14 protein-coding genes are annotated in these 14,906 nt (G+C 59.6%); 6 read left to right on the forward strand and 8 right to left on the reverse strand.

What is annotated here, in order from left to right; translation table 11 throughout:
- Positions 1 to 58: 58 nt before the first annotated feature.
- Both DHB74_RS09905 and DHB74_RS09910 read right to left on the reverse strand, forming a co-directional pair.
- Entirely contained in the window at positions 59 to 1,072 is a 1,014-nt protein-coding gene (locus DHB74_RS09905; RefSeq protein WP_499161342.1) for an NAD(P)H-quinone oxidoreductase, read from the reverse strand.
- The gene (locus DHB74_RS09910) at positions 1,069 to 2,460 is read right to left on the reverse strand and encodes an aromatic ring-hydroxylating oxygenase subunit alpha (protein ID WP_499161343.1); all 1,392 of its coding nucleotides are present in this window, start codon (positions 2,458 to 2,460) and stop codon (positions 1,069 to 1,071) included. The genes DHB74_RS09905 and DHB74_RS09910 overlap by 4 nt, the downstream gene beginning before the upstream one ends.
- A 367-nt stretch (positions 2,461 to 2,827) precedes the next feature.
- Between DHB74_RS09910 and DHB74_RS09915 the strand changes: the two genes are divergently transcribed.
- Positions 2,828 to 4,066 (forward strand): NAD(P)/FAD-dependent oxidoreductase, encoded by a 1,239-nt coding sequence (locus tag DHB74_RS09915; RefSeq protein WP_499161344.1) that lies wholly within the window; start codon positions 2,828 to 2,830, stop codon positions 4,064 to 4,066.
- 90 nt (positions 4,067 to 4,156) lie between these two features.
- Here DHB74_RS09915 and DHB74_RS09920 read toward each other — a convergent pair whose 3' ends face one another.
- The 4 genes from DHB74_RS09920 to DHB74_RS09935 are packed head-to-tail and all read right to left on the reverse strand — an operon-like array spanning position 4,157 to position 8,075.
- Complete coding sequence (locus DHB74_RS09920) at positions 4,157 to 5,530, reverse strand: MFS transporter (RefSeq protein ID WP_499161345.1); 1,374 nt, start codon at positions 5,528 to 5,530, stop codon at positions 4,157 to 4,159.
- 57 nt (positions 5,531 to 5,587) lie between these two features.
- On the reverse strand, positions 5,588 to 6,331 hold the full coding sequence (locus tag DHB74_RS09925; RefSeq protein WP_499161346.1) for a ThuA domain-containing protein: 744 nt from the start codon (positions 6,329 to 6,331) through the stop codon (positions 5,588 to 5,590).
- Positions 6,331 to 7,092, reverse strand: a complete 762-nt coding sequence (locus DHB74_RS09930; protein WP_499161347.1) for an SDR family NAD(P)-dependent oxidoreductase — start codon at positions 7,090 to 7,092, stop codon at positions 6,331 to 6,333. The genes DHB74_RS09925 and DHB74_RS09930 overlap by 1 nt, the downstream gene beginning before the upstream one ends.
- A 50-nt stretch (positions 7,093 to 7,142) precedes the next feature.
- Complete coding sequence (locus DHB74_RS09935) at positions 7,143 to 8,075, reverse strand: putative 2-dehydropantoate 2-reductase (protein ID WP_499161348.1); 933 nt, start codon at positions 8,073 to 8,075, stop codon at positions 7,143 to 7,145.
- A 271-nt stretch (positions 8,076 to 8,346) separates the two neighbouring features.
- Between DHB74_RS09935 and DHB74_RS09940 the strand changes: the two genes are divergently transcribed.
- Positions 8,347 to 9,135: an IclR family transcriptional regulator gene (locus DHB74_RS09940; protein WP_499161349.1), complete on the forward strand. Its 789-nt coding sequence runs from the start codon at positions 8,347 to 8,349 to the stop codon at positions 9,133 to 9,135.
- Between the two features lie 119 nt (positions 9,136 to 9,254).
- Complete coding sequence (locus DHB74_RS09945; protein ID WP_499161350.1) at positions 9,255 to 9,923, forward strand: TetR/AcrR family transcriptional regulator; 669 nt, start codon at positions 9,255 to 9,257, stop codon at positions 9,921 to 9,923.
- Positions 9,924 to 9,959: 36 nt separating this feature from the next.
- Here the strand turns inward: DHB74_RS09945 and DHB74_RS09950 are convergent, their stop codons facing one another.
- Positions 9,960 to 10,754 carry a class II aldolase/adducin family protein gene (locus tag DHB74_RS09950; protein WP_499161351.1) on the reverse strand — a complete coding sequence of 265 codons (795 nt, stop codon included), beginning with the start codon at positions 10,752 to 10,754 and terminating at the stop codon, positions 9,960 to 9,962.
- Positions 10,755 to 10,800: 46 nt separating this feature from the next.
- Between DHB74_RS09950 and DHB74_RS09955 the strand changes: the two genes are divergently transcribed.
- Positions 10,801 to 11,517: a Crp/Fnr family transcriptional regulator gene (locus DHB74_RS09955; RefSeq protein WP_499161352.1), complete on the forward strand. Its 717-nt coding sequence runs from the start codon at positions 10,801 to 10,803 to the stop codon at positions 11,515 to 11,517.
- Here the strand turns inward: DHB74_RS09955 and DHB74_RS09960 are convergent.
- Positions 11,514 to 12,410: a LysR family transcriptional regulator gene (locus DHB74_RS09960; protein WP_136869168.1), complete on the reverse strand. Its 897-nt coding sequence runs from the start codon at positions 12,408 to 12,410 to the stop codon at positions 11,514 to 11,516. The genes DHB74_RS09955 and DHB74_RS09960 overlap by 4 nt on opposite strands.
- Positions 12,411 to 12,534: 124 nt before the next feature.
- On the opposite strand from DHB74_RS09960, the gene DHB74_RS09965 reads away from it, so the two are divergent.
- Positions 12,535 to 14,043, forward strand: a complete 1,509-nt coding sequence (locus tag DHB74_RS09965; protein WP_499161353.1) for a CoA-acylating methylmalonate-semialdehyde dehydrogenase — start codon at positions 12,535 to 12,537, stop codon at positions 14,041 to 14,043.
- Between the two features lie 51 nt (positions 14,044 to 14,094).
- Positions 14,095 to 14,868 carry an enoyl-CoA hydratase gene (locus DHB74_RS09970; RefSeq protein WP_036990824.1) on the forward strand — a complete coding sequence of 258 codons (774 nt, stop codon included), beginning with the start codon at positions 14,095 to 14,097 and terminating at the stop codon, positions 14,866 to 14,868.
- Positions 14,869 to 14,906: the final 38 nt, after the last annotated feature.

Raw genomic sequence — 14,906 nt, forward strand, 5'->3', positions numbered from 1 at the left:
TTCTTGTTGTGCAACACGCAATGGTTTGTAGGTATTCACCTCCAGGAGCGGGGCTCGATCAGACCCATTGAATCACCGCCTTGCCCAACAGCTCCGCACGCTCCATCTGCTGGTGCGCGAGCACGATATCGGCAGGCTCGAATTGTTGAGGTGCGGGCGGACACAGCGCGCCACTGTCCAGCAGCGGCCAGACCCGCTCGAACAGCGAGTCAGCGATCGCCCCCTTGAAGTCGACCGGCCGTGCACGGAGGGTCGAGGCGGTCATGGTCAGGCGCTTGAACAGGAAGGTGAGCAGGTCCATTTCCGCGGTCTGGCCACCCAGCACGGCGATCATGGACAGCCGGCCATCAAAGGCCAGACATTGGATATTGCGGTTGATGTAGTCCCCCGCCACGATATCCAGCACCACATCCACGCCCTTGCCCGCGGTCAGCTCCTGCACCACCGGCACGAAATCCGTGGTGCGGTAGTTGATGGCCGCGTCGGCGCCCAGCTTGATAGCGTAATCACACTTCTCATCGGAACCTGCGGTGGCGAATACCCGGTGACCCAGCGCGGTGGCGATCTGGACGGCAGCCACCCCGATACCGCTGGCGGCGCCGTGCACCAACAGGGTTTCGGTGTTGCCATCAGCCCCGAGCCGGGCGCGGTCGAACACGTTGGTCCAGACCGTGAAATAGGTTTCAGGCAGAGCGGCGGCCTGCGCCATGCTCAGCTTGTCGGGCACCGGCAGACATTGCGCCAGCGGCGCGACACAGTATTCGGCGTAACCACCACCGGCCACCAGCGCACATACCCGGCTGCCGACTGCGAAGCCGTGGCGATTGTCCGCGTGGCCAAGGTCTCCGTCCACTATCTCCCCGGCAAGTTCCAGACCCAGCAGCTCGCTGGCGCCTGGCGGCGGTGGGTAATTACCCTCGCGCTGGGAAACATCGGGCCGGTTGACACCGGAGGCATGCACCCGGATCAGTACTTCACCGGGGCCGGCGACCGGCCGCGGGGCCTCGCCAAGGTACAGTTGCTCGGCCGTACCGTACTGGTCCAGGCGAATACAACGCATCATTTCACTCATTCCGGCATCTCCAGATACTTGTCGAGGGTCTGATGGAAGTGCCGAATACGGCTTTCCTGATAATTGGCCAGCTGCAACTTGCCATTCTTCGATGCCTTCATGCCGGTCTGCACATGGGGCAGATTGCCCATGTCCTGGTCGAGAATGCTGCCCAGCACGCCCAGCGCCGAGGCCCAGTTTTCTTCTTCCGACAGCATCTGCATGGCAGCGGCGCGGGGCGCCGGCTGGCCTTCCGGCACGTAATCCAGAATGCGCACCTCCATCAGGGTGTGGTCCTGATCCGGCCATGGCCGCCAGCGATAGACTACCGTCGGCGAGAAGCCGCCCCAGGGAGAGAAGTTGGGAAAGACGTTGTAAGTCATCGCGTCCTGCAACTCCGCATCACTGGCATGATCCAGATCCTGGCCGGAAAGCTTGGAGAAGCGGGCACGATTGAACGCACCCATGGTTTCCCGTGCAGTTCGCCCTTGTTCGACGTTGATCGATTCGCCCTGGGGAACCACACGACCGTTGTACTTGAGGAAGGCATCGATCACTTCCTGCTGGCTCAGCTCCTTGTCCGCCAGGTGCGGGGAGGTATCACCAAAGGGGGTGATCGCCAGGTTCACATGGTCACCGAACAGGCTGTACTTGCTGTTGGCGTCACCAGTGAAGGGCATGATCTGCGGGTGCGTAGCGATCACATGGAAGGCCTCCATGAAGGCTTCGGCCACCGCTTTCCAGTTGGCCTTGACCACCTTGGCTGCCCACTGGGAGGTGTAGCGACGCTCATGATTCCAGCGCTCGAAATGCTCGGGCAATACGCCAAGGTATTCGGCGAGCGAAGGACCGCCCTCCGCATCCTTGACAAAAATATAACCGGCCCACTCTTCTACCTGCGCCTCGGGCAGTTGCAGGTCTTCATCCGTCACATGGGCAAAGTCCCAGCGGCACGGCACCTGGTGGATGCTGCCATCGAGCTTCCAGGTGAAGGCGTGGTACGGGCAACGCAGCTCCTGCACATGGCCATTGCTGGTCCGCAGTTTGCGGCCCCGATGCAGACACACGTTATGGAAAGCGCGAACCGAACCGTCCTCCTGGCGAACCAGGATCCAGGAACGCCCCGCGTTTTCGTACAGCACGGTGTCACCCGGGTCAGGCAGCTCTTCAACCCGCGCAGCGAACTGCCATACCCGGGGCCACATCCGTTCCAGTTCCAACTGGAAAAATTCAGGCGAGGTATAACGCGCCGGTGACAGCGGCTCTGAGCCCAGGTAGCGCGAGTTATCCTCCAACAGGAAAGCCGGCACCCGCCGCGAGTCATTGCGCGCCAGTTTGTCCCAGGCCTCCCCATGATTGCAGCTGAAGCCGGACGCAGGCTTATCTTCTTCGTAGTGATGGTCAGACATCTGCGACCTCTTGTTATAGTGTCATCGTATTTCAAAAACAAATCCGTACGGACTGTTTTACATCTTAGAAGAAAAATACGCAAGCCCACCACATAGCGAAAGCCACCCGCGATTGTCATTCCCACAGGACGGCACATAACAAAAATCATTTAATTTCAATAAATTAACCAAAAAAAATACTTTTCTTCGGCATCCAATAAACTTTAACGCACCGCCTAAGCCTGCATCCCTAACCGACATAGCCTGACAAAAGAATCAATCTGGACTGATCTATACAATTGAAATAAACTGCCAGACAAACCGTACATGCACGGGCAGCCACGGCACCCGGCATGGGCATCGAGCAATATGAAACGGGATAAGAACAATGAATAATTCAGCCAGAGTCATCATTCTGGGGGCGGGCCACGCCGGTGGCACCCTGGCCAGCGTTCTCCGGGAACGGGGGCATACCGGCCCCATCACACTCATCGGCGACGAGCCCTACCCTCCCTATAACCGCCCGCCGCTATCCAAAGCCTATATCCAGGGCAAGACCGAGCTGGATGCCTTGCTGTTGAAGACACCCGACTACTATCAGGAACAGCAGATCGACCTGCTCACCGCTGTCACCGCATCGGCCATCGACCGGGCAGGCCAGCAGCTGGTACTGACCGATGGCCGAAAACTCGCCTATGACAAGCTGGTGATCGCTACCGGCGCGCGCCCGCGGGAACTGCCCATCGATGGCATCCATCTGGATAACGTTCTGGCATTGCGTACCGCCCGGGATGCCGAGCAATTGCGCGCGCGCTTTGCCGACCACGGCGGACATGCGGTGCTGATCGGCGGTGGTTACATCGGCCTGGAACTGGCAGCTTCGGCGATCAGTATGGGTCTCTCCGTAACGGTCATCGAGCGTGAACCCCACCTGCTGGCCAGGGTCGCCAGTGAGCCCCTGTCGCGCTTCTTCCAACAGCAACACGAGCAACGCGGCGTCCGCTTCGTATTGGCCAGCCAGGCGCTGGAGCTGATCGGCACTGATCGCGTTGAAGCCATCCGGCTGAGCAACGGTGACACCCTGGCCTGCGACCTGGTATTGGTAGGCGCCGGCGTGGTGGCCAATACCGAACTGGCCGCCGAAGCCGGGTTGACCTGCGACAACGGCGTCATGGTCAACCTGCATGGCCAGACCAACGACCCGGACATCTACGCCATCGGCGATGTCAGCGCCCGCCCGCTGCCACTGTATGGACACCGCATCGCCCGGGTGGAGAGCGTTCCCAATGCCATGGAGCAGGCGCGCCTTGCCGCGGCCCACATGCTCGGGCAGGAGCAACCCAAGCCGGAGGTCCAATGGTTCTGGTCCGATCAGTACGAATTCAAGCTACAGATCGCCGGCATGGCATTCGAATGTGATCAGGCCTTGATACGAGGCGAGCCGGCCAGCGGCAAGTTCACCGTATTACGCCTTCGCCAGGGCGTACTGCAGGCCGCCGAATGCATCAACTCACCAGTGGACTTCATGGGCGCCAAACAGCTGATCGCCAGCCAGCAGCCGCTGGATCCTACACGCCTCACCGATCTGTCCTGCAAGCTCAAGGACGCCCTCCCTGTCACGGCCTGAGTCCAGGCCGTTCCCCCACCGAATAAAAAAGCCGACCAGAAACTGGTCGGCTGAAAAGTCCATTCCCTAGGGGATGGAGCAGCAAAACTTTCAGCTCGAGGTGCCCGCCTCCGCAATCTGTCCGCGGGGCAGCGCCTTGTGTCCCCGAGGCGCATGCGGATCGTTCTCGTCGAACGGGCTGATGGCATGCCGATGCGGCCACAGGTAGACCACTGCAATGATGGAGGCAACGCAGAAAAAAGCAGGATAAAACGGCACGTAGGTCAGTGATACGTTGGACAGGTAAGTCAGCACCAGCAACGCCGTCCCACCAAAAATGGCAATGGGAATGTTGTAACAGGTTGCCAGCCCGGTATACCGGATCGGCGCGGGAAACGCCCTGGCCAAAAACGTTAGCGATAGCCCCATCGCAATACCGCCACTGAGGCCGAGAACCGTGAAGGGTAGCACCAGACCTTCGAGAGTCGTTTGGCCATACGCCCAGAAGATGCTGATCAGCGTAACCACCTGGAACACTATATAAGCCAGCAATAAAGGCAGCACACGCCACATCACCAATAGCCCACCGAGAATATTACCCACCAGTGTCAGGGCAATCATCATCGTGACGAGACTGGATACTCCTTCCAGCGGTAACCCACGGATCGACGTGAAGAAGGTCATTGGAAATTGCTGGGTGGACGCAGTAATCACCGTGGTCGCTGCCGCCAGTACCATCGCCAACACCAGATTGCGCCGGTGCTGGGCCACGACCACCTTGAAGGGAGCCTGCTCCGACAGCATGCGCTGCGCTTTCAGCTCCTTGAAGACCGGTGTTTCACTGGTGAAGCGCCGCAGGTATACAGATAACGCCCCGAAAATCCCACCCATGATGAAAGGCAGGCGCCAGCCCCATTCGTCCATGGTTTCCGCACCCAGCAGGTTGGTCAGACTGCTGACCACCACCGACCCTGACAGCGATCCGAGGCAGATGCTGCCCGCCAGGATACCCATCGCAAAGACCAGCCGAGTACCGCTGACCTGCTCTGACACGAAGCTGATCGCGCCAGGCAGCTCACCACCCAACGACACACCTTGGAGCAACCGACACAACAGCAGAATGACCGGCGCCCAGATGCCGATCTGCTCGTAGCCGGGCAATAGACCTATCACCAGCGTCGGCCCGGCCATCAATGCCAGGGTCAGGGTGAATATGCGCTTGCGGCCGATCAGATCACCCAACTGAGCCATGATGATGCCGCCCACCGGACGCACGAAAAAGCCGGCGGCAAAGATACCGAAGGTCTGCATCAGGCGCAGCCATTCCGGCATGTCGGGGCTGGTGAAATGGTGTGCAATCTGCGACGCCAGAAAGACGAATATGATGAATTCGAAGTATTCGAGCATGCCGCCCAGGGAGGCGACACCCAGAGCCTTGATCTGCTCCCAACGGGAGACAGGCGGTACTGCTTCACTCGCTTGCATGGTTCTGATCTCTTGTTGTTTTTATAGCGTGTTCCGCATCAACGCGGTTGATCCGGCTTACAACTCTTTCATGGCCCAGCGTATGCCCCGGCGCAGCAGTTCATAAAACACCGGCAGCTCCCAGGCTCCCCGCTCGATCTTCGGGTAGAAGTCCATCAACGGTTGCAGATCGTAATGCCCCCGGCAATGACCCAGCGTCAGATAGCAGACCGAGCCCTCGCCAAGGTGGCGCAGATAGAGTACCGGGTGCCGGGACTTGTCCCAGGGGTTGGCGCGGAAACGCCCGGCCTGCCCTTCGAACTCGGTATCGAGCAGCACATCGATGGGCGCTGTCACGTCCACCAGATACTGCTCATCCTCTACCTCGAACGCCTGAATATCATCAACCAACGGGTGGGCAACACCCGTTGGTTCCACCCGGTAGGGTGCTATCGGGGGGTGCGCCTGAAATATCGACCCCAGGGTATCCATGAACAACGGCGCCCAGTTGGGCGTATCGATGCTGTCATCGTCCATGAATCGCAGAATGGAGTTGGTACCGTGCAGCGCCAGCCAGCGGCGGCCGCCCTGCACGTAACTGCGCAGCGCCTCCTGCTCCGCCAGTGCCGGCGTCACGTCACAGGTATAGGACACCAGAAAGTCCGACTCCTGCAACGCGTCGAGATTGGAGTAATCCTCCAGCACCCGCACGCGGATGCGTTGGTCCTCCGCCAGCAGCTTGAGCAGCTCCAGACGCGCGTAATCGATATCGTGCCACTTGCCGCCGGCAACCAGCAGGCAATTCAGGCGCTCCCCGCTCATCAGTGCTGCACTCGCTTGGTCATGCCGCCATCGATCACCAGGTTGGTGCCGGTGGTGAACGCACTGAGCGGCGAGGCCAGGAACAGCACAGCATGCGCCACTTCCTCAGCCGAACCCAGGCGACCCAGCGGGACTTGCGACAGGGTCTTCTCGTAGAACTCCGGACGGCCTTCCTTGATCTTCTGCCAGACTCCATCCTCGATCAGGATCGGACCGGGAGAGACGGTATTGACCCGGATGCCTTTGGGGGCCAGCGATTGTGCCAGGGCGCCCGCATAGTTGGCTACTGCCGCCTTGAGCGCCGCATAGGGCTGCGGTCCGAAGGCCGGCTCGATCGCTACTGTAGTGGAGACCACCACCACCGATGCGGCATCGGATTTTTCCAGCGCCGGCAGCGCCGCGTCGATACCCCGGTAGGTCGCCATCAGATCCAGCTCATAGGCACCCTTCCAGGTGTCTTCCGAGGCCGGCGCGCCACCGTTGGAGCCGAAAGAGATAAACAGGTCGCAGCCACCGAGGGCTTCACAGGACTGGGCAACCCACTGGCGGTAGGCTTCGACATCCGACATGTCGACGCTGTTACCGATGGCATTGATGCCCAGCTCTTTCAGTTCTGCGGTCAGCGTATCGATTCCCGCCTGATCCCGGGCGCAGATTGCCACATCGCAACCTTCAGCGGCCAGAGCACGCGCCACCGCGCGCCCGATCCCCTTGCTGGCACCGGCCAGAACAGCTTTCCTACCACGCATTTGCAGATCCATAACTACCTCACTTTTCAGTACATACAACAGTCTGGGTGGATTTTTTCGTGTTACTGCTGCAGGTTTCTCTGATTCAGGAACAGTAACGACTGATACAACATCTCGACCTTCGGCATGGCCCCACCCGCCGCGGCAACCGCCGCCAGGGGAGCTTCATAGATGGAGTCGAGTTCCAGTGGTCGGCCCGCATTGAAGTCAACCTGCATGCTTGACTGATAGTCGGGCTGACCGTCTGTTTTGGCCCAGGCCTCATCGATATAACCCGCCGGCAATGGGTGGCCGCACAGGGACGCAGCAGACTCGACCTCATGCATCAGCTGCCGCACCAGCGAGCGTGTTGCCGGATGCACCATCAGGGCCCGGGTGCCGCTGTCGAGCAGCACGGTCAGCCCGCTGAACGGAATATTCATCACCAGCTTCTGCCAGCGCGCCGTGATCAGGTCGGGCATGATCGACAACTCGATCCCCGCCTCACGGAAGGTCTTGTCGATCATCGACTCCACGGCTGAGCGCTGACCGGCTTCGCCGGAGTGATAGCCGACATTGAGCGCACCAAGACCGAAGTGATGGATAACCCCGGGGCTCTCGCGATGCACCGACACGATGCACAGACCGCCCAGCAGGTGAACCGACGGGTTCAGGTGCTCGCGGAAGGTGTCTTCGACACCAAAACCATTCTGCAACAGCACCACGGCGCTGCCAGGTGCGGCAACTTTCGCCAGTTGCGGCGCCAGATCGATATTGGAGGTGGTCTTGGTCGCGACCAGAATCAGATCGCATTGGGGAAGCTCGGCAACATCCCGATAGACATTGGCGGGTGCCAGCAGAAAGTCGCCCTCGGAGGCACTGACAAGCTGCATGCCAGCTTCACGGATGGTTGGATAGTCCCCGCGCACGACGAAGTGCAATTCGTGCCCGGCGCGGGCCAGCATCAGGCCATAGAAACCGCCGATGGCTCCGGCGCCTACTACTGCCACCCTCATGTCCGTTCTCCTTGAGCCGCACGAACAACGATGCCTGCAAAGACAACTGTTGCGTACTGCGAGGACGAGGGTTCAACCGTTTCCGGCAAAACAGGCGCTACGGACTTGTAGATTGGCATGGAATGGCCTCTTTTTTTTCTTGTCATAATCACCAACATCGGTGAGCATCGGGTCGTGAAATAAACAGTCCGACCCGCTTTTTATGTTATAATGGACAAGACTTGTACAGGATGCAAAACATTTTTCAAAAGCTAGGGATTTCTTTCACATAATGGAAAACAGAAAGCCTCTGGGCACGCAGAGCCTGCAGCGTGGATTGAGCATTCTCCACCTGCTTGGCACGCACCATGCTGAAGGTCTGCGGCTGACCGATATCAGCCGTAAGCTGGGACTGGAGGCATCTACTGCGCACCGGTTGCTGGCGTGTCTGATCAGCGAACATTTTGTAGAACGCAACCCGAGCAACAAACGGTTTCATCTGGGTATCGGCTCCATGCAGCTGGCGCTGGGTGCTACCGAGCGTTTACCGCTTACCGAACGGCTACGGCCCATCATGCAGAAAGTTGCGCGGATCTCCGGGGATACGGTGTTTCTGGTGGCCAGGCAGGGAGATTTTGCCCTATGCTTGCACCGGGAACACGGAGACTTCCCGGTGCATATCACCACCACATTGCCGGGCGGAAGTCGACCGCTGGGCATTGGTGCAGGAGGCAGCGCTATCATGTCTGGAATGCCAACAGACGAGGTCGTCAGTATTTACGAGCGTAACATTGCAGCCTATCAGGCGGTCGGGCTTGATCTCGACACCCTGTTCGATGCGCTGGAAGACACCCGCGTCCATGGTTTTTCCCAAACAGTCGATGTCATTACCCAAGGCATTTCTGCCATTGGCATGCCGATCCCGCTGGGATCGCGTCCGCTAGCTGCCCTATCCATCGGCAGCATTTCCTCCCGCATGCAGCCAGAGCGACGCCGGGAACTGGGCGCGCTGCTGGCTGAATGCATTACCGAGATTTCCATGGAGACCGCGCAGCCAAAAGCCGCCGGAACGTCGCGATAAATCGATAACAATTCGGAACCTACCCAATGAATGATCAATTACCCAGCAGCATCATGGAGCTTGTCCCCGAAGGTCTGACTCCTCGGCCCGGCAGTCGCCAGGAATCCAAGAGCTCGGAAATGCGTGAAACCATCCTAGAAGCCACACTCGACTGTCTGGCCGACCATGGTTATGCCCATACGACCAACAGCCTGGTCTGTGAGCAGGCCGGGATCTCCCGTGGCGCCATGTTGCACCATTACCGGACCCGTCAGGATCTGATCGTGGCGACCATCGAGTACGCGTTCTATAAGCATCTGAGTAATTTCTCGCACCTGGTAGCCAATCTCGGTGAAATCGACCGGATGAATCGCAACAGCGCCCTCGCCATTGACTGGCATCTGTGCCTGACGCGGGAATACAAGGCCTATCAGGAGTTGCAGATCGCATCGCGGACCAATCCCGAGTTACGCAAGGTATTCCAGCCCCGCGCCCGTCACCATGACCTGGTCTGGAAAGAAGAGCTGTTGAAGGTGTTTCCGGAATGGCGCCAGGACATGCGCAAACTCGAACTGAGCCGTCGCTTCGTTCGGTCGCTGCTGGATGGCATGAGCCTCAACCGCGAACAGTGGAAGGATCCCGCTATCGAATGGATATTGCTGGGTTTCCTGGCCAATCTGATGAAGCGGGTACGGACCGACGACCTGGCATTCCCGGAGGAGGAAGAGCTGGAGGGGTTCAAGCAGGCAGCCATGACGCTGCTGCCCAAGCGCACCCGACGTACCACATCGCGCAAACCGCGCCAGTGAAGCTATGTGCGCCTACCCTCCGGCAGGCGCATCATCTCAATCCCGGTAGCCGGGCATCACCCGATCAAGCCGACGCAGCAGCGCGGGCCAGGGCACATCTCCGTCCAGATTCTTCACCACCCCACCCATGTTCTGGTTCATTTCGCGGGTCATCGCGATGGTCTTGTCCAGCACGGCCTGGGGAATTTCCTCCAACTCCACCCCGGCGCTCTGCGCCCGCAGCTGAATTTCGCAGGTGCGCTGCAGCATGTACATGTGCAAGAAGGCATCGGCAATGGTCTGTCCGCAGGTGAGCAGGCCATGATTGGGCAGAATCAGATAGTCCTTGTCTCCCAGGTCCCGTTGCAGACGTCCCTTCTCATCCACATCCAGCGCGACGCCTTCGTAGGCGTGATAAGCCAGGCTGGCGAGAATGAAGATGGATTGCTGGGACAGCGGCCGCAGTCCCTGTTTCTGCATCGACACGGCGATACCTTCGGCAGTATGGGTGTGCAATACGCAGCCCACGTCATGGCGCACCTCGTGAATGGCCCCGTGGATAATGAATCCGGCCGGATTGATCTCATAGGGCGTGTCCTGCAGCTTGTTGCCCTGCAGGTCCACCTTGACCAGATTCGAGGCGGTAATTTCATCGAACATCAAACCATAGGGGTTGATCAGAAACTCCTCGGTCCCAGGGATCTTCGCCGAAATGTGGGTATAGACCAGGTCCTCCCAGCGAAACATCGACACCAGCCGATAGCAGGCAGCCAGATCGACTCGGGCCTGCCACTCGGCAGCCGAAACCCGGTCGCGCAGGGAGGCCCTTTCCGGTAGGGTGTGGATTGCCATATTCTTGTCCTTGTTGTGATAAGCCAAACCCAGAGCCTAAGCGCGCATGGCATTGCCTACCGTCAAATTTCTTACAATCACCACCCCTAAGGATATCTACCGGTATCTGCAGCAGAACTCGCTGTTCAGCGACTTACCGGAAGATGCGCTGCGGGAAGTGGCAGGCTTCTGTCGTGTTCGCCGGTTCCGGGACCGGCAGTTGATCCACGCCCGCGGTGATGCTCCGGATGGTATGTTCTCGGTTATCTCCGGCAGCGTTAGGGCCACCACTTCCTCTGACGAAGGCCGGGAAGCATTGCTGGCAATCATGGAAACCGGCGCCTGGTTCGGCGAATCGTCGCTCTTCGACGGCCTGCCCCGCGCCTATGACGCCTATGCCCAGGGCGATTGCGAGTTGTTGTTCGTTCCCAGAACGGGTATTGAAGGGTTGCTGGACCGTCGCCCACAGATCTATCGCAATATCGTGCGACTGCTATGTCAGCGCATTCGCCTGTCATTGGTCCTGCTTGAGACCAATGCGCTGCTGCCCCTGGAAGGACGTCTGGCCAATCGGCTGCTGATATTGGCCCAGGCGGAGGATCACAGCATTTCTGCGGAGCTGCGCCTGTCCCAGGAAGACCTCAGCCAGATGCTGGGCATGACTCGCCAGAGCATCAGCCGGGTACTCAAACTGTGGGAAAGCGAAGGGATCATCGAACGGCATTACCGCGGCCTGCGCATTCTCGATTTCCCGGCGCTGCGGCGTAAAACTACCGACAGTTAAGTAGTCTGTCCCAGCAAGCGCCCCTGCTCCCGCTCCGCTCTCTCCCTTAAAAAATCCCAGGTCACCCGCATCCGCGCAATATCCTTGAGCTCGATGGGCATCAGCATCCAAAAGGTACGAATAAAGCGGATCTGCGCTGGCATGATCAACTGTAAGCGGGGATCCTGATCGGCCGTAAAGGCCGGCAGGATGCCCAACCCGGCGCCGGCGGCGATGGCTTCCTGTTGCGCCAGCACACTGGTACTGCGCACCCCGACTGCGCCAGAACCGGCGATTTCGTCGAGAAACAGCAGATCCTTGCTGAAGACCAGATCATCCACATAGCTGACAAAACGGTGCTTCTCCAGGTCGCTGCGGCTGGTAATCGGGCCGTGCTGCTGCAGGTAATCCTTGCCGGCATACAGACGCAGTACATAGTCGGTGAGCTTGGTGATGATGAAGGGCCCGCGTTCGGGCCGCTCCAGAGTGATGACGATATCCGCCTCATGGCGGGACAGGCGCACCGCCCGAGGCAGCGCCAGCAGGTCGAGATGCAGATGCGGATGGCGGTGGCTGAGCTCGCTCAACTGGCCCGCTACCAGCATGGTGCCGTACCCCTCGGTGGCACCGATGCGCACCTGCCCGGACAGGGTTTCACCGGGATTGGGCAACGCCTGCTCGATACGCACGCTGGCCCCTTCCATGAGTTCGACCTGCGGCAACAGGCTGCGCCCGGCTTCGGTCAGGGTGTAGCCACTGGTATCACGAATGAAAAGTGCCACGCCGAGGCTTTTCTCCAATGCCTGCAGCCGTCGGGATACCGTGGTGTGATCCACACCGAGACGCCGCGCCGCCGTGGTCAGTCGCCCTGCTCGGCTCAACTCAAGGAAAAACCGCAGGTTATCCCAGTCCATATCCAGCCTCTGTGCAAAAACGCAGACCCAACTTGCGAATGAGCCAATTGTTTACGGGAAAAACGCACTGCTACTATCCATGACATCTTCCAAGACGACAAGGGCCGCGGCCCAGAGGACAACAATGAGCAATAACAACATTCCCACCATCAAACTGCTGATCAATGGCGAGTTTATCGAGTCAAAGACTGATCAATGGCGTGATGTCATCAACCCCGCGACCCAGGAAGTGCTGGCCCGTGTGCCCTTCGCCACCCAGGATGAGATCAATGCGGCAGTCGCCAGCGCCAAGGATGCCTTCAAGACCTGGCGCAAGACGCCGATCGGTGCCCGCGCCCGCATTTTCCTCAAGTACCAGCAGCTGATCCGCGAGAACATCAAGGAGCTGGCCGCCATTCTCACCGCCGAGCAGGGCAAGACCCTGGCCGATGCCGAGGGCGATGTCTTCCGCGGTCTGGAAGTGGTCGAACATGCCTCTGCGGTGGGTAACCTGCAATTAGGCGAGTTGGCTAATAACGTCGCCGGTGGCGTGGATACCTACACCCTGATGCAGCCACTGGGCGTCTGTGCCGGCATCACCCCGTTCAACTTCCCGGCAATGATCCCGCTGTGGATGTTCCCGATGGCCATCGCTACCGGCAACACCTTCGTGCTCAAGCCCTCCGAGCAGGATCCGATGGTCACCATGCGCCTGGTCGAGCTGGCGCTGGAGGCTGGTATCCCGGCTGGCGTGCTGAACGTGATCCACGGTGGTGTGGATGCGGTAAATGGTGTGTGCGATCACCCGGATATCAAGGCCGTGTCCTTCGTCGGCTCAACCCATGTCGGCACCCACGTGTACAACCGCGCCACCCAGGCCGGCAAGCGTGTGCAGTGCATGATGGGTGCCAAGAACCACGCCATCGTCATGCCCGACGCCAACAAGGAACAGACCCTGAACAACCTGATCGGCGCTGCCTTTGGCGCGGCTGGCCAGCGCTGCATGGCGTTGCCGGTGGTTATTCTGGTGGGCGAGGCACGCAACTGGCTGCCGGAACTGGCACGCAAGGCGCAGACCCTGAAGGTCAGTGGCGGTGTCGAGCCGGGTACCGATGTCGGTCCGGTAATTTCCACCGCTGCCCTGGAACGCGTCAACGGTTTCATCCAGAAAGGCATCGACGAGGGCGCCGAACTGGTGCTCGATGGTCGCAACCCGGATGTACCCGGCTATGCCGACGGCAACTTCGTTGGCCCGACCATCTTCGCTGGCGTCAAGCCGGGCATGACGGTCTATGATGAGGAAATCTTCGGGCCGGTGCTGTGCGTAATGCAGGCGGATAACCTGGATGAGGCCATCGACATCATCAACGCCAACCCGAACGGTAACGGTACCGCCATCTTCACCCGCTCCGGTGGCATCGCTCGCCGCTTCCAGGAAGATATCGACGTTGGCCAGGTGGGCATCAACGTGCCGATTCCGGTGCCGGTCCCGCTGTTCTCCTTCAGCGGCTCGCGCGGCTCCAAGCTGGGCGATCTGGGCCCCTACGGCAAGCAGGTGATCCTGTTCTACACCCAGACCAAGACCATCACCGCCCGCTGGTTCGATGATGACGAGCAGGCCGCCGCAGTCAACACCACCATCACACTGAAGTAAGTCTTATAGGCCGGCCATTTAATGGGCCGGCCTCTTTTTTGGAGTAGCGACATGAGCTTTGAAACTATTCTGATCGAGACCCGCGAGCGTGTGGGCCTGATTACCCTGAACCGCCCCCAGGCGCTGAATGCGCTGAATACGCAGGTGCTGGATGAGCTGAACCAGGCGCTGGACCAGTTCGAAAGCGATCCCCAGATCGGCTGTGTGGTCCTGACCGGCTCCAGCAAGGCCTTCGCCGCCGGTGCCGATATCAAGCAGATGGTGGACCTGCAATATCCCGGCGTATTCATGGATGACTTCTTCTCCCCTGCCGACCGCATCGCCAACCGCCGCAAGCCGTTGATTGCCGCAGTGGCTGGCTACGCCCTGGGTGGTGGCTGCGAACTGGCAATGATCTGCGACTTCATCTATGCCGCCGACAATGCCCGCTTCGGTCAACCCGAAATCAACCTGGGCGTATTGCCCGGCATCGGCGGCACCCAGCGCCTGACCCGCGCCATAGGCAAAGCCAAGGCAATGGAAATGTGTCTGACCGGTCGCCAGATGGATGCCCAGGAAGCCGAGCAGGCTGGCCTGGTCGCGCGCATCATTCCGGTCGATCAACTGCTGGAAGAAACCCTGAAGACCGCCCAGGTCATCGCCAGCAAGTCCCTGCCGAGCGTGATGATGACCAAAGAATGCGTCAACCGGGTATTCGAGAGCAGCCTGAGTGAAGGTGTGCGTTTCGAGCGCCGGGTATTCCACTCGATCTTCGCCACCGCTGACCAGACCGAAGGCATGCAGGCCTTTGCCGAGAAGCGTAAACCCAATTTCAAGCACGCTTGAGCATCGATACAACTGACTGACAAGAATAAGAGGTAGCT

The organism is Pseudomonas sp. G11-1, from assembly GCF_024031555.1.
Taxonomy (GTDB): domain Bacteria; phylum Pseudomonadota; class Gammaproteobacteria; order Pseudomonadales; family Pseudomonadaceae; genus Halopseudomonas; species Halopseudomonas bauzanensis.